Below are 16,604 nucleotides of genomic sequence, written 5' to 3'. Positions count from 1 at the left end.
ATTGTTTATTTGGAGCATTGATTCTGGTTGGACAAATATTTACCTGAAAAAATCCTTTCAAGCTGAAAGTGCACCGACGAAGCCCCTTCAATAGAGGTTTAAATCAGTCTGGAAATAAAAAACAATCAGGTGCTTGACCTAAAGTTAACTTTAACTCTTAGGATGGCAAATACGGTAAGCAACCCGCTTTCAGCAAGTGAGGAGAATAACAATGACTCGTATCGAACATGCCAATATCACCGTACCGGATATCGATGAGGCGATCCGTTTTCTGAAAATTGTTGCGCCGGACTTTGCTGTCCGCAGAGATACCACACCTCCGGAGAATCAACGCAGTTACCGCTGGGCACATGTCGGTAATGATGATGCTTATCTGGCTTTGCAGGAGCCTCCGGCGAGTTTTAAGCAGCAGGACATTCCGGAAACCTATAGAAATATAGGATTCAACCATCTTGGCCTGACAGTGAAAAACCTGAAAGAAATTGAAAAGAAGCTGATGGATTCAGGTTATAAAAAGAGCCTGGATCAACCTGAAGAGACATTCAGGAAACGTATGTACTTTTATGATGCTGCCGGTTTCGAATGGGAGTTGGTAGAGTACTTTTCCGATGACCCTGCCAAACGATACCACTATGAATAGTGGGTACAGGCTGATAGTAGCGATTTAACCAATCATCTCTCGGCCATGTCGGTGAAGATATCATCATCCGGCATGGCTTCGGCTTTTGACAAAAAATTCACAGACAACCTGATAAGAAACTCACCATAAAATAGCTTCCGGTTCTGACTTTTTATGTTGAGCACTTATCGTCGTGATATCGATGGCCTCAGGGCTGTCGCTGTTTCCCTTGTTATTTTGTATCACTATAAGTTTGCGGCTTTCAGCGGCGGATTTGTTGGTGTTGATGTCTTTTTCGTAATTACCGGCTTTGTTATTTCAGGCATCCTGATGCGACATCTTGCAGAAGGTCGTTTCAGTTTTTTTGACTTTACTGCCCGACGGATCAAACGGCTTCTGCCTGCATTTCTTGTTGTATCGTTTGTCAGCTTCCTATTGATCTCACCTTTTTATATGGATGAAGACTATTACATCTTCTCCAAAAGCTGGTTGTTTGCTCTGGTTGGATACAGCAATTTTTATTTTCTGGATGAGTTTGCCAAATATTTTTCCAGCGATGCTGAAGTCCTCTTGCTACTGCATACCTGGTCACTTGGCGTTGAGATGCAGTTCTACGTGATATGGCCGTTGCTGCTCTGGGGCAGCTGGCGCTTTGCAAGAAAGCCTGCAGGATTAGTGGCCTTTGGTGCATTGTTGGTTACTGCTTTTGGATTTTCGGTTTATCAGACGTACACAAATCCAAGTGCCGCCTATTTTCTTTTACCTGCCCGGTTGTTTGAGCTATTGCTGGGAGCCGGACTGGCAATTTATGGCGAGCGTTTACCTCGGCTCAATAGAACCGCGTCAGAGATGCTGTCGTCAGCAGGTCTGGGTTTTATTATCTTCAGCGCAATGGTGCTTGAAACGGGCGATCTTTTCCCCGGTTACAATGCGCTGTTGCCGACGCTGGGCACTGTAATGATCATTTATTCCGGTATGCTCGATCATCAGGGGATTGTCTCGACGATGCTTAGTACACGTGGGCTGGTATTTATCGGTTCATTGTCGTACTCAATTTACCTCTGGCACTGGCCACCTGTTGCCTTAATGAACTATCAGCTGATAGAGCTGACGTTGTTTAATCAAATCCTGCTTATTTGCTTTACCCTGCTAGCAGCGTGGGCAACATATACTTTTGTTGAGTCTCGACTGCGGTATCGACCCTGGGGGCTTAAGGCGTCTTTTCTTAACTTGGTGCTGGTTCCGGCATTAATGATCTGGGGTGTGCAGGCGACTATTCGCATTGCTGATGACATCAGCTTTCGCATTCCTGAAAAGAACCGTGAACTCTACAGGATCATGAACCAGCAGAATGCCGATGATATTTTTGATGCCTGTTTTGATGGAGACAATATTGCCTTTGATAAGAGTGCAGCCTGTCTGACAGGAAAGAAAACAGCTGATGGCGATCCCAATGCGATTTTGGTGGGGGACTCTCATGGTACATCAATGGTTGGTTTTCTGGAGGAGCTTTCAAAGAGTACCGATCTTTATACCCTGATAGTAACGAAAGCTTCTACACCGTTTATTCTTGGCAAACACACGCAGGAAGCCTTACGCAAGGACAAGAAAGTAGCCCGTAACAAGGCGCTTCAGGATTATCTTTCTCAGGGCAAGCCCAAAACAGTCTTTGTTTCAGCATGGTGGCACTCTTACCTGAATGATGAGCGCTACCAGCTTTACTTTATGGATATGCTGGACTGGCTGAAAGAGCTGGGCCATACGGTTGTTTTCCTTGAGGATGTACCTACCCTACCATCTACTTCGTACGCCTATTGTGCGCTGAAAAGCAGAACGGACTGTTCTATCCCGTATGAGGATGCAGAAAAACAAATGGAAAACTTCTATCGTTTCAGAGCGAATGCGATGAAGCGCTTTCCTGATGTTATATGGATTAATCCACGTCAGGCTATGTGTAATGAACGGCGCTGCGAAACAATTCTGGAAGGAATACCGCTTTACCGGGATGACAATCACCTGAACTACATTGGTTCAAAGGTGCTGGGAAAAGCTTATTTGAAACAGTATGAAAATCCGCTTGAGGCGTTAGGCCAGTCGAAGAAATCCTGATTTTTGTATGTTGATCCCGGCAACCGGGATCAACATTGTGTGGCTTATATCAAGCGACTTCTTCAAAAGACTGCAAGGTGCCACGCAGGGAATGAGGCAATGCTTCAAAGATCTCAACTTCTGCAAACTTGCCGATCAGACGCGGATCGTCGCAGTGGAAGTTGACGATACGATTGCACTCGGTACGACCCATCAGCTGACCCGGATCTTTCTTGGAGTAGCCGGTAACCAGAATCCGTTGAGTTGTGCCAACCAGGCGGCGACTGATCTGCATGACGTGCTGGTCAATGCGGGTCTGCAGAATCTTCAGGCGCTGCTTCTTCACCTCTGGATCCACATTATCCGGCATATCGGAAGCCGGTGTGCCCGGACGCTTGCTGTAGATAAAGCTGAAAGAAGCATCGAAGCCGACTTCGGCAATCAGGTTCATGGTGTCTTCAAAGTCCTGATCGGTTTCGTTGGGGAAACCGACGATAAAGTCTGAAGACAGGCTCAGGTTGGGGCGTACTTCGCGCAGGCGGCGGATCTTGTCCAGATAATCTGCGGTGACGTGATCACGCTTCATTTCTGCCAAAATTCGGTCGGAGCCGGACTGAACCGGCAGATGCAGGTGGCTTACCAGCTCCGGCACTTCACCGTAAACCTCGATCAGACTGTCGCTGAATTCCATTGGGTGAGAGGTGGTGAAGCGGATACGACCAATGCCTTCAATGGCTGCGACATAAGTAATCAGCTCGGCCAGATCACAGATGGTGCCATCTTCCTTATCGCCACGATAAGCGTTGACGTTCTGGCCCAGCAGGTTGATTTCGCGTACACCCTGTTCTGCCAGTGACACACATTCAGCGAGTACATCATCCAGCGGACGGCTGACTTCAGCACCACGGGTATAAGGTACGATGCAGTAGGTGCAGTACTTGGAGCAGCCTTCCATAATGGAAACGAAAGCTGACGGGCCATCAACACTGGGCTCAGGCAGGCGATCGAACTTCTCGATTTCCGGGAAGGTTACATCCACCACGGGAATATGGTTTTCCTGAGTGGCATCAATCATTTCCGGCAGACGGTGCAGGGTTTGTGGGCCGAAAACCACATCTACATGACGGGCTCGCTTGCGAATGTCTTCACCTTCCTGGCTGGCTACACAGCCACCCACACCGATAACCAGGTCCGGATTCTGCTCTTTCAGTTTCTTCCAGCGGCCCAGCTGGTGGAACAGCTTTTCCTGTGCCTTTTCACGTACCGAGCAGGTGTTTACCAGCAGTACATCCGCATCCTCCGGATTGTCCGTGATCTCCAGCTCATGGGTCTCACCGAGCAGGTCTGCCATACGGGCAGAATCATACTCGTTCATCTGACAGCCGTGGGTTTTGATGTAAAGCTTCTTAGTCGTCATGTCTCTGCAGGGGGATGCCCGAAGTTTTTATAAACGCGGCATTATAGCCTCGCACTGATCGCCCTGACAGTCAGAAATGCCACATTGACGATGTCTACTGCCGATGAATGGTGTGGTCAATTTGTGGATAAATGCACAATGCAGCCGACCGGAGCTGTGATATTCTTGTGCGCTTTGTTTATTTCATGACCAGTAGAATGAGTGCTGGTTAGCCTTTGCAACGTCTGACTGAATTGGTTTTATGGCGGAAAAGAAACAGATTTTTCGGGTGATTTTTCACAACCAGGGCGAAGTCTTTGAGGTTTACGCCAGCAATATCTATCAGTGCGACCTGTATGGCTTTGTCGAAATCGAGGGTTATACCTTTGGTGAGCGCAGTCAGTTGCTGGTCGATCCGGGTGAGGAAAAACTGAAATCTATCTTCAGTGACGTCAAGCGCAGCTTTATTCCGCTGACATCCATTGTTCGCATTGATGAAGTGGAAAAGGAAGGTGTGAGTAAGGTGTCTACTGGCAGTGGTGAAAAGGTTGCCCAGTTTCCGATACCGCCCATGCCGAGAGGTGGTGACAAGTAAGTCGAAAGAAATAAAAGTAGTTCAGGCTGACTGTCAGCCCGAACTACTTTTATGTGTCAGTTTATTCGTCGCTGCAAAATAAAGAACAGACCGGAGCCCAGGCAGAGGGTGCCGAGCGCAACCATATAGCGGAATACATCTTCCCGCAGATATCCGATTAACTGTCCTTCCGTTCCTATTACTACAGCAGCCACCACACAGCTCACAACTCCGGCAAGGGTAAACAGTCTTGAACCGGAAGTGATATCGCTGTTGGGCCAACATACGGCCAGCGTCGCTGCCAGTGCTGCAGTCAGATTGGCAATCAGCTTGTATTCGGCCTGCCATCCCATCATTCGGGCGACTTCAAAAATCAGACATAAACCCAGAATGATCCGCCACCAGGTGGGTCTGGACCATTCCATATCACGGCCGGCATCAAGAAAAGTCGCGCCAATCAGCGGCATGGCCATATACCAGCCCAGGTTGGCAAACAGATCATGTGCCTCTACCCAGCGATCAGAAAAGCCATAGCGCAGTAGACCCAGTGTGGCAGTGGCTGTCAGTATACCGAATCCGAGTACTGCTACTTTTGCCGGTACTTTACGAATAGCGGCAAAACTGCGGTACTGGGATATCAGCAGGAACAGTCCGAAAGCACTGGCGAAGGCCAGTGCTGCATAGGAAAAAGCCGTCGACGACATGCTGTCCCTTAGACCAGTTTGCTGAAGATACGCTCAGCAGCATCAAGTGTGCGCTGAATATGTTCATCAGTATGAGCTGCGGATACAAAACCAGCTTCAAATGCCGACGGTGCCAGGTAGACACCTTCCTTGAGCATGGCGTGGAAGAAGCGGGCAAACTTGTCGGCATCGCACTTCATCACATCTTCAAAACAGGTCACCTGTTCCTGTTCGGTGAAGAACAGACCAAACATGGCGCCCACTTGAGCGGTACGGAAAGGAATACCGGCCTTGTCTGCCAGCTGCTGCAGACCTTCAGTCAGCTTGGTTGTGCGCTCGGTCAGCTGCTCGTAGAAACCAGGCTTGGACAGCATACGCAGAGAAGTTAGACCCGCAGCCATGGCAACCGGGTTACCGGACAGGGTACCCGCCTGGTAAACCGGGCCGACCGGAGCAATATGCTCCATGATTTCGCGCTTGCCGCCAAAGGCACCGACCGGCATACCACCACCGATCACTTTGCCCAGAGTAGTCAGGTCTGGCATGACATTGTAAACCGCCTGAGCGCCGCCCAGTGCAACCCGGAATCCGGACATCACTTCGTCGAAGATCAGCACGCTGTCATGCTCGTCGCAGACTTCACGCAGCGCTTCGAGGAAACCCGGAACCGGAGGAATGCAGTTCATGTTGCCGGCTACCGGTTCGACGATAATGCAGGCAATCTCGCTGCCCTGCTGGGCAAAGAGTTCTTTTAAGGCTTCTACATTGTTGTATGGCAGCGTCAGGGTGTGCTGGGCCAGATCAGCAGGAACACCCGGGGAGCTGGGAACACCGATATCGAGCATGCCGGAGCCGGACTTCACCAGCAGGGAATCGCTGTGGCCGTGATAGCAGCCTTCGAATTTGACGATCTTGTCACGGCCGGTGAAACCACGTGCCAGACGAATAGCACTCATGGTGGCTTCAGTACCGGAGCTTACCATCCGCACCAGTTCAATAGACGGCATGATTTCGCAGACGGTTTTGGCCATCTCGATTTCAATTTCTGTCGGTGCACCAAAGCTCATGCCTTCGGCAACCTGAGCCTGTACCGCTTCGATAATGGCCGGATGGTTATGGCCGTGAATCATCGGGCCCCAGGAACCGACATAATCAACGTATTCACGATCATCTTCATCACGAATACAGGCGCCTTCAGCGTGGCGAATAAACACCGGAATACCGCCCACACCCTTGAAAGCACGGACCGGTGAGTTAACCCCGCCCGGAATATAGCGATGGGCTTCCTTGAACAGGGACTCTGATCTTGTCATGGTTTCACTGGTCATCAATCGACTGCCTTTATTCGGAAATCATGTATTCTGAAAAATTGCCAAGCGGCGTGATAAAGGCATTCAGGCGAGCAAATCGCAGAAGGCCCGGGCGCGCTGTGTTACATCCGGAGCGGTTATCAGATTATTGATAACTGCCAGTTGACGGGCGCCAGCCGCTACAAGTTGCGGTGCATTATCCAGTGTTATGCCGCCAATCGCTACTATTGGCACCTTGAGTTCAGTCGAGGCTTCGGAAAGTACTGATAGTTCGCAGGGCAGGGCATCCGCTTTGGTTCGGGTTGGAAACATGCGGCCAAATGCAACGTAATCTGCACCATCTCGCTGTGCTGTCCGTGCCAGGTTCAGATCACCATTGCAGCTGATACCAATGATGTGTTGCTGCCCAAGGCGGTTGCGGGCTTTCATCAATACATCATCCTGTTGCCCCAGGTGTACACCATCGGCACCGGATTCCAGCGTCAGCTCGATATCATCATTGATAATGAAGGGGATCTGATAACGGTGGCACAGCTCCTTGAGCATCAGCGCCTGACGCAGTCGCTTGTCGTGATCATCGCTTTTATCCCGGTATTGCAGAATACCGGCACCACCTTCAAGCATTCGCTCCACGGTATCGTACATGGATTTGTCATCGGGAAGCAGATGCTCATCAGTGATGGCATACAGGCCGGACTGGGGATAGGCGGTCATAATGTGCTCGGGTGTATTCAACAGGATTTAATCTGGCGCGAATTTACACCGGTGGCAGCACTTCTTCAAAGTGCAGTGTCTTTTCGTCGAGTTCACCTTCCGATCTGGCAATAATAGTACTGACGGCTGTATCGCCCACAACGCTTGTCACCGTACAGCCGGCATCCAGAATCCGGTCTGTGGCAACAATGACGCCAAAGGTTTCGGCAGGCAGTCCCATCTGATGTATCAATACGCCTGTCATGACCATGGCTCCGCCTGGTACTCCACCGGTGGCTACAGCCAGTAGGAATGCAGTGAAAGCCAATGTAGCCAGCTGGGCATTATCAAAAGTAAACCCATAGGCGTTGGCGACAAACAAGGTGCCGACGGTTATGTATATGGCTGATCCGGACATATTCATGGTGGCGCCCAGAGGCACAGAGAATCCTGCAATCTTTTCAGAGACGCCCATTTTTTCGGTCAGCGTGCGATAAGTGACCGGGATCGTTGCGTTGGAGCTGGCTGTTGAAACAGCAAACATCATTTGCTCCCGCGTCTTGCGAATAAACATCAGAGGGTTGCTATTGGTCAGTAATCCGACAACAACCGGGTAGACAAAAAACAGCCATAAAACCATGACACCGAGTGCTGTCGTGATATATGACAACATGCTGATCATGCCCTGATAATCAATGATTGCGGCCAGCTTCAGTACCAGAAAAAACACGCCAATGGGTGCCAGAGACATCACCATCAGAGTGAGCTTCATCATCAATTTATTGGCCACTCGGAATGTCTTGCTGGCAGAGTGGGTATCCTGATTCTCCAGTTTTTTAATTGCTACGCCGGTCAGTAACGCCATAAACAGGATTTGCAGAATGTTGCCTTCTGCCAGGGCCTGAAACGGGTTTTCAGGCACGATGTTGACGATGAGCTGTAACACGGAGGGCATTTGAGTCGTCACCGTTGTCTGGGCTTCGCTGCTCAGAGTGAAGCCTGCATTTTCTCCGGGAGAGATAATCAGGCAAGCAACCATGGCAACGGCAATCGCCAGCAGGGTATTGATGATGTAGGCAATAAATGTTTTGCCACCCAGACGGCCAAACTGATTGATGTCGTCAAGATCACAGACAGCATTCACGATAGAAATAAAAACCAGTGGTACGACCATTAACTTGATCATGGCGACAAACATATCACCAATGGCGGTCGAGGCTCCGTGGATCAGTAACTGATAAAGCAGGCTGTCAGAGGAGGCGATCAGTTGACACAAAATACCTGTCAGCAGTCCTCCCAGCAAAGCAACCATAATGCGCGGAGCCAGATTCCGGTTCATTCCGTAGCCACCTTCAAAAAGAAAAAATACCCAGTTCAGGAATCTTTGACAGCAAAATCGCTCGAAAGTAACGAATTGGCAGGAATGAATATAGTGCAAGATGAGCCACAGGCGTCTTTTGAACAGTCACTATAATTACTGTTTGTAATGTGTCCCTCTCTCTGGAATAGCAATACCGAATAACATCACTGCTGGAGTTGGTCTTCGCCATGAAGGTTCTGGTCATCTATGCCCACCCCAATCCTGAGAGCTTTAATGCGAGCCTGCATCGTGAAGTCTGTGATGGGCTTGAGAAGGCCGGTCATGAACTCAGGGATCTGGATCTCTATTCTGAAAACTTTGAGCCTCGGCTATCCAGAGGTGAGAGGGAAGCCTATATGGATGGGGGGAAGCTGGATGGAGTTGAGCAACATATTGAAGCCTTGCAATGGGCTGAGGCGCTGATTTTTATTTATCCAACCTGGTGGATGGGACCTCCGGCTATTTTGAAAGGCTGGCTGGAAAGGGTTTGGTTACCGGGTGTCGTTGCAGACTTCGGGGCGGAAGGGGTAAAACCAAAGCTGACAAATATCAGGAAAGCGATGGTTATTACAACACAAGGTTCGTCCTGGTGGAGAATGACGTTAATTGGCAATCCACCTCGTAAAATGTTCAAGCTGTCATTGCGAGCCTGTACACGTTGTCGGGACATCCAATGGCATGCACTTTACAGCATGGATAAAATTGGGAATGCTGAACGAAAGCGTTTTCTGAAAAGAATAAGAAAAGTGGTCTTACAGTTTTGATTTCTAATTATTATCAGAACTCTTGAAACATGATTGAGAAAAAGCAGGGATTGCTCAAATGAGACAACGATTAATACTTCCTCTGATATTTTTTTTACTGGCGAATCATTCATATGCTGACATTATCGATTCACCTGTAGGAGAGGTAAATCTCCCATGGTTCTCATTCAGTGATGATGCAGATGAAAATGTGTCTGTTAAAGTTTTGGTGTATGAAGATGATGTGCGTGTTTATTCTGAAAATGATTTGACGATTTCTCTTATTTGTTATGAAGGGAAACTGAAACAGGGACCTCCAGTTTACTCAGAGCTGCTTAGCTGTGAGCAACAGGAAGGAGTTTGCTTTCATAATATTTCGAAAAAAAGTCTGGATGATAACCCAAGCCTGCAAAAAACTGGATTCTGTGAGGGTACACTATTTATCGGTAGTGATGCGGGGACTGAAGAAATAGTTATTGAGGGAGACATTTATAGTGCTCCTCTAAGTGATGGTAAGAGTAATTTTCCCATCAATGGCTATCTGGATAATCCAAGGATAAAAATTGATTTGGAACCAGATGAATAATAGCTTTTCCGGTTTAAACCAGTTGTTATCGGGAAATATACAAGGCCTTGATACATGGAACGTATACAGGGGCATAAATGAGAGAGTTCGTTTACAGGCTTTCAAATTCGCAGCGTCTTGGTGTGATGCACGGTTTATCCGATGGTGTTGCAGGTTTTCTGGTTGGTAGCTGGGCGCTTACGCTTCATCCTGCGACATTGGCGATCGTTGTTTTGTGCTACAACATGCTCGCATTCGCGATGCAGCCTTTTTTAGCCGGATGTCCTGAGCGTTGGTATCACCGGGGTATTCAATTATCCATGTGTCTGGCCGCTGTTGCGTTACTGCTGCCTATTGAATGGTTCTGGTTGGCTGTCATTCTATCTGGCTGTGGCAGTGGCATATTTCATGTATTTGCAGGTGCAGTGAGTCTGAGAGCGGCAAAGGGATGTAGCGCTCAGGTCGGATGGTTTGTTGCTCCCGGAGTATTGGGGCTGATGACAGGTATGGCAGGCGGCCTGGCTGGCTGGAGTTTTATGCCCGTCATAATCATTCCCTTGCTGCTTTTTATGGCTCTTGTATTACCGTCGCCAACTAGTTTCACTGATAAACCCCGGCAACCAGGTCAAACAACAGAGCAAGAAGGTTCTGTTGCTTTTTGGTTGGCATGTGCCGTGCTTTTTATTATTGCGTTTCGCTCCCTGGTATGGGTGTTTTATCAAGGATCACTTGGCTCACTTTCAACACAGGCTCTGATGATCATTGCTGTCTCCGCTGCTGCAGGAAAATTATTAGGAGGCTGGTTGGGCAAGGTTTATCACTGGCAATATACAGTAGTTTCAAGCCTGTTATTGGCTACATTTGCATTCTATCTTTCCGGTACTTACCAATCTTTTGCATGGCTTGTTCTGGGACTTGCAAGTCTTCAGGCCAGTACCCCTTCCTTGCTTGTTCGCCTTGATGCGTTTCTGAACAGCCACGCGTTGAGTGCCGCTCTGGGTCTTGGTACTGCTATTGCTCTGGGAGGTGCCGGCATATGGGTATTTGTTCAGATACCGATGGACCTTGAATTATGGGTCTGGACTGTACCTGCTGTACTGGCATTAATTTTGTTATCGATGGGGAAAACTAGGCTGACAAGGGAGGTCAGTAAATGAAATATAAAGGATCTATGCTGCTTGCGTTGACGTTAGCGTCGTCCATAGCTTTTGGCGATATCATTGTCGGGGGAAAGCCTGGCTCAGGAAGAAAACCTGAACCCGGACAGAGTCACAAGATTAAAATTAATATCCATGAAGAAGATCATGACTACCCTGATGGGCTTCATAATGAGTCTGAATTAAGTGTGAGCGTGAGATGCTTCAGGCATCACCAGTATTCGCAGACATATTGGGGCATTTGGTCAAAAACCTTTCGCTGCCATTCTACCAAACTGAAACTTTCATGTTATGGCGAAATAACCCGAAAGGATATCGACGAGCTTTACCTGAATATGCGCAAAGGAAAAGATATTCGAGATAAACGAAGCTGTCGGGCAACAGTGGCTATTGATAATGGTGACTGGGACAGGCCTGAGGATGAAATATATTACATTTCAGCAGAAGATTATAAAAGTCAGGGTGGCGATTTCGGAAACTTTCCTTTTTCATGGGGGAAGTCATCGAAGCAGGAAATAAATTTATGGATAGATCGGGATAACCCAGATAACGAGGAGTATTTTGAAGAGTATTGAGTCTTCTCTTGCAGTTTTTTGATATTGCCTGGGAAAAGCTGGTGATACGCTCCTGCAATATGAGCCTCCAGCATATTTCCTGGTTTTGGTGATCAAGGCTACGAACAGGTAAATGATGGAACATGCTTGTTGATAAATTTCTAATGGCCTGGGGGCTTACTCTGATATTTGAGCTACCTGTGCTTTATTTCGTGTTGAAGCATCAGTCTTTGACACCCGATATCCTGAAAGCTGGAATTGCGGCTACTACATTAACGATCCCTTGGTTATGGTTTGTTTTACCGGCATTTGTTGAGTCATGGACACTATATGTCTGGATGGGAGAGTCTGCGGTTATTCTGATAGAAACCTGGGTGCTGGCTAACTGGTTGCATATACGGCTACAAAAGAGCTTTCTTGCAGCCGCAATAGCAAACGTAACTTCTGTTCTGGCAGGTTTCCTGATTTTCAATTAGTTGCTTGATGAATTTTCTTAAATCGCATCAAGTGCCTCGGATAACTTGTTAACGCCTATAACTGTCATTCCCTCAATGGGTTTGCGTGGTTTGTTCGCCGTGGGAACAATTGCTTTTTTGAAACCATGTTTGGCGGCCTCTACCAGTCGCTCCTGCCCACTGGCAACCGGCCGAATTTCACCTGCCAGCCCAACTTCACCAAACACCATCAAATCCTGTGGCAACGCTGTATCTCTCAGACTGGACACCACAGCCAGAAGGCTGGCAAGGTCAGCACTGGTTTCAGTAACTTTTACACCACCGACTACGTTTACAAACACATCCTGGTCGCTGGTAAAGATACCACCGTGACGGGTCAAAATTGCCAGAAGCATGGCAAGGCGGTTTTGTTCAAGACCGACGGTTACACGCCGGGGATTGCCAAGCTGGGAGTCTACAACCAGGGCCTGAATCTCAACCATCAAAGGTCGGGTACCTTCCCAGAGAACGGTAATCAGGCTACCTGAAGCCGGTTCCGGTGTGCGGGACAGGAAAATGGCTGACGGGTTTTTGACTTCTCGCAGACCTTTCTCCGTCATGGCAAAGATGCCCAGCTCATTGACCTGACCAAAACGGTTTTTGGTGGCACGCATAATCCGGAAACGAGAGTCGTCAGTGTTGCCGAGCATCAGCTGGGTATCAATGATATGGGACAGAGTCATCGGGCCGGCAAGAGAATTGTCCTTGGTGACATGGCCAACTATCAGAAGTACTGTACCGGTTTGTTTGGCAAAACGAGTAAGAAAAGCGGCAGATTCACGCACTTGAGCAACGCCACCCGGTGCTGAATCAACACCATTCATATACATCACCTGGATGGAGTCAATAACAATAATTCCCGGCTTTTCCTGCTCAGCGACGGCAACGATATTTTCAGCCGAGGTTTCTGCCAGCATTTTTAACTTGTCTACAGGAAGTTCCAGCCGTTTGGCACGAGCCGCAATCTGCTGCAGGGATTCTTCACCGGAAACATACAGTGCCGGCATGTTCTGGGCTACATGACACAGGGTCTGCAGCAGGATGGTACTTTTACCGGCTCCGGGGTGGCCGCCAATCAGGACTGCACTGCCTCTGACAAAACCTCCGCCCAGCACCCGGTCGAATTCGGTGGAACCACTGGAGAAGCGGGGCGCTTCTGCCACATCAACCTCTGATAGCAGCTTCAAATCAGATAAGGAGCCGGCAAAACCGCCCCGGGTGGCAGCACTGACCGAAGGTGCACTGGCAGGCCCCAGATTGATTTCCTTCATCGTGTTCCATGCCTTGCAGTCAGGGCACTGACCCTGCCACTTGGCAGATTCACTGCCACATTCCTGGCAGACATAGGCCTTGCGGGATTTACTTTTTGCCATATCAGGTCTGATTTGTACCGGTTGTTATCCAGAGTAGGCTTCCAGTTTACCCTCTTATGGCTGGAAGATGCCCACTTTCCTCTTCGAAGCTCAATCTTGACTATGCTGTCTGGTTCCATAGAAACAAATTACAAAATCAACGGAGTCGGGCGAGATGAGATTGAAAGCCTGTCGCACCCTGTTAGCAGTTATATTCCTTTTCGTCTCCTGCAATCTGTTTGCTCAGCCAGAAACAAGCCGTCCGGGCGAATATCTTGAAGCCTGGTTCAGCCAGTCGTCTGATCTTAAAGGCACACTGGTGTTACTGGATCTGGATGAGACTGTGCTGACGACCCCTGTGGGGCAATGGCTTGGGCATTCCCTGATGTTTTACTACCTGCGGGATGAGTTACAGGCACAGGACACATCACTGTCCCGCCAACAGGCTGCAGCAACGGTGGATGTACTGCTTGAAGTTGTTTATCCCCGGGTACCGCTGGCACTGACAGACTCTAGGCTGCCGAAAGTCATCTCACAGCTCAGGCATAAGGGCGCTGAAGTTATCGGAATGACTTCGAGGGGCTTGGGGATCAAAGATATAACGCTGTGGCAACTACAGCAGGCGGGTATTCAGTTTACTGATACGGGTGAACCGCGATGGGTTCCACTGGATCAGGAACGCCAGATCCGGCTGGAAGGCGGGGTGATTTTTGTAAGTCATGGCAATAAGAAAGGTGAAAGCCTGAATAAATTGCTGATAGAAGGTAAACAGCCATTTGCAGCGATAAAGCGCGTTGTCATGGTGGATGACAAACAACGGCATCTGGATGACATAACGGCTTCGTTGAAGGAGTTAAAGGAAGGGTTGCAACCTGAGTTTCAGGCTATTTTGTGCACCTTCCCCAGAGTGCATGGTGACTATCGCCCGCATGAGGGCAGCCGGCAGTTAATGCATTTTCTTAACCGCTGGCGAGCAGATGTTGTTGTCAGCCAGTTGATGCTGAATGATCACTACACCCGTGGTCTTATGCGCGCTTATCAACCGGAGCCGGACAGGAAATGCCCTTGCTTGCCTGAAGGGTAAAGTCATTAATCAGTAAACTCATCGCGCGGGTTTGCTGCCGGTAAACTGTAAGCAGCTTTTCTTTTGGAGAGCTGCCCAGTTTTTGCTTTAACCACTGACTGTAATCCAGCAAACGTCTATCTGAGGCTTGCTCCGGGCAGGCTTCAAAAAACTGTTGAATGAATTTTGTGTGATTTGAGAAAAAACGGGTAGCCAGCTTTGCCGGGGTCGCAGCCAGAAACTCTGCCATCTCGCGGCTGACCTGAAAGTGTTGGTAGTCAATGGGGTTATCCCAACCTCCACCCCAGATCGCAAACCCGTGACGGGTGAAAATATCCACAACCTCTTCACTCATTCCGGCACGAAAGGGTTTCCCCCTTCGAGTATTGCTGCGATTGGCAAATGCAGCGCCTGCTGCAGGATGATATTGAGCGAACCCTGAAGATTTGTTGGGAAAAGTGACAAACGGGTTTTGCACCGGGTTGATATCTATGGCCAGACCGTAAGCGTGAATAGACAGCACGCTTTTACCGGTCACAGACCGACTGTTAAAGGATGATGAATTGTTATCTGCCAGTGACTTCTGATCATCTCCACTGTAATGATTAATCAGCCGTGCTTTGGCGATGGGGAAGCGAAGCAGAAAAAGCTCCCTGAAAATAGATTCAACAGCAGGTGCTGCAGCATCCAGCACCATAATTTCACCATTTGAATGCACGGTTCCCGAGAAATCGAAATAGGAAAAAACAACGCGCCTCAGCCGGTCGCATTGCACCGGATTGGCCGGTGTCATTACTTTAAGGCGGCTCATCTCGGCACAGAGATCATCGGGGACAGCTTCAATATGACTCTGAAACATTGAGCCATTAGCGTTGAGACCACCAAAAGAAAAAAGAATCGAAATCAACAGGCGATTTACAATTTTCATGATGGCCTCCCTGGCGCGTGGCTGATATTACTGTCTAGCTTGCCGCAAGTTGTTTCCTATAACTCATCATACTGCCAAAAGAAAAAACTGCTAACCCGAGCCAAATCAGGGCAAAGGTGGTCAATCGGTGGGCATCCATCGGCTCGTTGTATACATAAACACCAATCAAAAAAGACAGTGTAGGTCCGATGTACTGCACCATCCCCAGTACGGTCAAAGAGAGTCGCTTTGCTGCCATATTGAAAGTGACGAGAGGAATAGTGGTGACCAGTCCTGCCATGACCAGTAGTAGCGATAAATCAGGATTCTCAACCGACAGATGGGCATTACCCTGATAAACAAGCCATCCCAGCCAAACCAGCGCTGGCGGGAGCAGAATAAAGGTCTCGATAGTAAGACCGGGAATGGGTTTGACATCGATCTTTTTACGAACAAGACCATAGAGACCGAATGTTACGGCAACCAGCATGGCAACCATTGGCAGGGATCCTACCAGATAAACCTGCAGGAACACGCCGACAGAAGCCAGGGCAATCGCTGCAATGCCGAAGCGGCTCAGTCTTTCACCAAAAAACAGGAAACCGAACAAGACATTGACGAGCGGAGTGATAAAGTAGCCAAGGCTGGTTTGCAGTATATGGTTATGGCTTACCCCCCAGATAAAGGTCAGCCAGTTTGCGGCAATCAGAATTGCAGACAAGGTTAACCAGCCCAGTGTTTTGATGTTTCTGAGTGCGCTGCGAATCTCCTGCTGCTTGCGGGTTATGAGTACCAGAGCGGAAAGCAGAATGGCTGACCAGACAATCCGGTGCGAAAGCACTTCCAGCGGAGGTACAGCTGAAACAGCTTTGAAGTAAACGGGAACAATGCCCCAGAACACGAATGAAAATACAGCCAGCAAAAAGCCGGATAAGGGGGATTTATCGATCAAGGTATTATGACTGCCAGAATTATTTGAAATCATTGAATGAATGAGCCCCGATAATCTGGCCTGCTGCCAGTAAAAGCAACCTCTGAATATTTAA

At 48.7% G+C, this 16,604-nt stretch carries 17 protein-coding genes; 9 read left to right on the top strand and 8 right to left on the bottom strand.

Annotation, left to right across the window (positions count from 1 at the left end; genetic code table 11):
* Window positions 1-211: 211 nt before the first annotated feature.
* Together ACYZZ0_RS06010 and ACYZZ0_RS06005 are read left to right on the top strand one after the other, a co-directional pair.
* A complete protein-coding gene (locus ACYZZ0_RS06010; RefSeq protein WP_461535690.1) occupies window positions 212-640 on the top strand; it encodes a VOC family protein in 429 nt (142 codons plus the stop codon).
* 153 nt (window positions 641-793) lie between these two features.
* Window positions 794-2,728: an acyltransferase family protein gene (locus ACYZZ0_RS06005; protein ID WP_461535689.1), complete on the top strand. Its 1,935-nt coding sequence runs from the start codon at window positions 794-796 to the stop codon at window positions 2,726-2,728.
* Between the two features lie 49 nt (window positions 2,729-2,777).
* On the opposite strand, the gene miaB is transcribed toward ACYZZ0_RS06005, so the two are convergent.
* The gene (gene miaB / locus ACYZZ0_RS06000) at window positions 2,778-4,124 is read right to left on the bottom strand and encodes a tRNA (N6-isopentenyl adenosine(37)-C2)-methylthiotransferase MiaB (RefSeq protein WP_461535688.1); all 1,347 of its coding nucleotides are present in this window, start codon (window positions 4,122-4,124) and stop codon (window positions 2,778-2,780) included.
* 241 nt (window positions 4,125-4,365) lie between these two features.
* Between miaB and ACYZZ0_RS05995 the strand changes: the two genes are divergently transcribed.
* On the top strand, window positions 4,366-4,698 hold the full coding sequence (locus ACYZZ0_RS05995; protein ID WP_461535687.1) for a DUF1820 family protein: 333 nt from the start codon (window positions 4,366-4,368) through the stop codon (window positions 4,696-4,698).
* 56 nt (window positions 4,699-4,754) lie between these two features.
* Here ACYZZ0_RS05995 and ACYZZ0_RS05990 read toward each other — a convergent pair whose 3' ends face one another.
* From ACYZZ0_RS05990 to ACYZZ0_RS05975, 4 genes are all read right to left on the bottom strand, one after another.
* Complete coding sequence (locus tag ACYZZ0_RS05990; RefSeq protein ID WP_461535686.1) at window positions 4,755-5,381, bottom strand: hypothetical protein; 627 nt, start codon at window positions 5,379-5,381, stop codon at window positions 4,755-4,757.
* A gap of 8 nt (window positions 5,382-5,389) precedes the next feature.
* Window positions 5,390-6,673: a glutamate-1-semialdehyde 2,1-aminomutase gene (hemL, locus tag ACYZZ0_RS05985; protein ID WP_461535808.1), complete on the bottom strand. Its 1,284-nt coding sequence runs from the start codon at window positions 6,671-6,673 to the stop codon at window positions 5,390-5,392.
* A gap of 81 nt (window positions 6,674-6,754) precedes the next feature.
* Window positions 6,755-7,384 (bottom strand): thiamine phosphate synthase, encoded by a 630-nt coding sequence (thiE, locus tag ACYZZ0_RS05980; RefSeq protein WP_461535685.1) that lies wholly within the window; start codon window positions 7,382-7,384, stop codon window positions 6,755-6,757.
* 43 nt (window positions 7,385-7,427) lie between these two features.
* Entirely contained in the window at window positions 7,428-8,702 is a 1,275-nt protein-coding gene (locus tag ACYZZ0_RS05975; RefSeq protein WP_461535684.1) for a dicarboxylate/amino acid:cation symporter, read from the bottom strand.
* Between the two features lie 209 nt (window positions 8,703-8,911).
* Here ACYZZ0_RS05975 and ACYZZ0_RS05970 point away from each other — a divergent pair, with 209 nt between their 5' ends.
* The 5 genes from ACYZZ0_RS05970 (at window position 8,912) to ACYZZ0_RS05950 (ending at window position 12,218) form a co-directional block, all read left to right on the top strand.
* Window positions 8,912-9,487 carry an NAD(P)H-dependent oxidoreductase gene (locus ACYZZ0_RS05970; RefSeq protein ID WP_461535683.1) on the top strand — a complete coding sequence of 192 codons (576 nt, stop codon included), beginning with the start codon at window positions 8,912-8,914 and terminating at the stop codon, window positions 9,485-9,487.
* Window positions 9,488-9,545: 58 nt separating this feature from the next.
* On the top strand, window positions 9,546-10,052 hold the full coding sequence (locus ACYZZ0_RS05965) for a hypothetical protein (protein ID WP_461535682.1): 507 nt from the start codon (window positions 9,546-9,548) through the stop codon (window positions 10,050-10,052).
* A 77-nt stretch (window positions 10,053-10,129) separates the two neighbouring features.
* The gene (locus tag ACYZZ0_RS05960; protein ID WP_461535681.1) at window positions 10,130-11,188 is read left to right on the top strand and encodes an MFS transporter; all 1,059 of its coding nucleotides are present in this window, start codon (window positions 10,130-10,132) and stop codon (window positions 11,186-11,188) included.
* The gene (locus ACYZZ0_RS05955; protein WP_461535680.1) at window positions 11,185-11,763 is read left to right on the top strand and encodes a hypothetical protein; all 579 of its coding nucleotides are present in this window, start codon (window positions 11,185-11,187) and stop codon (window positions 11,761-11,763) included. Before ACYZZ0_RS05960 ends, ACYZZ0_RS05955 begins: the two co-directional genes overlap by 4 nt.
* Before the next feature lie 122 nt (window positions 11,764-11,885).
* Complete coding sequence (locus ACYZZ0_RS05950) at window positions 11,886-12,218, top strand: hypothetical protein (RefSeq protein WP_461535679.1); 333 nt, start codon at window positions 11,886-11,888, stop codon at window positions 12,216-12,218.
* Window positions 12,219-12,235: 17 nt separating this feature from the next.
* Here ACYZZ0_RS05950 and radA read toward each other — a convergent pair whose 3' ends face one another.
* A complete protein-coding gene (gene radA / locus ACYZZ0_RS05945; protein WP_461535678.1) occupies window positions 12,236-13,609 on the bottom strand; it encodes a DNA repair protein RadA in 1,374 nt (457 codons plus the stop codon).
* Between the two features lie 154 nt (window positions 13,610-13,763).
* Between radA and ACYZZ0_RS05940 the strand changes: the two genes are divergently transcribed.
* Window positions 13,764-14,672, top strand: a complete 909-nt coding sequence (locus tag ACYZZ0_RS05940) for a DUF2608 domain-containing protein (protein WP_461535677.1) — start codon at window positions 13,764-13,766, stop codon at window positions 14,670-14,672.
* On the opposite strand, the gene ACYZZ0_RS05935 is transcribed toward ACYZZ0_RS05940, so the two are convergent.
* Both ACYZZ0_RS05935 and rarD read right to left on the bottom strand, forming a co-directional pair.
* The gene (locus ACYZZ0_RS05935; protein ID WP_461535676.1) at window positions 14,614-15,579 is read right to left on the bottom strand and encodes a M15 family metallopeptidase; all 966 of its coding nucleotides are present in this window, start codon (window positions 15,577-15,579) and stop codon (window positions 14,614-14,616) included. The two genes, ACYZZ0_RS05940 and ACYZZ0_RS05935, sit on opposite strands and share 59 nt — an antisense overlap.
* A 34-nt stretch (window positions 15,580-15,613) precedes the next feature.
* Entirely contained in the window at window positions 15,614-16,543 is a 930-nt protein-coding gene (gene rarD, locus ACYZZ0_RS05930) for an EamA family transporter RarD (protein ID WP_461535675.1), read from the bottom strand.
* Between the last annotated feature and the right edge of the window lie 61 nt (window positions 16,544-16,604).

The sequence above is a fragment of the Spongorhabdus nitratireducens genome, from assembly GCA_947387575.1.
GTDB lineage: Bacteria > Pseudomonadota > Gammaproteobacteria > Pseudomonadales > Endozoicomonadaceae > CANDOC01.
This window is presented reverse-complemented; position numbering and strand designations above follow the sequence as displayed.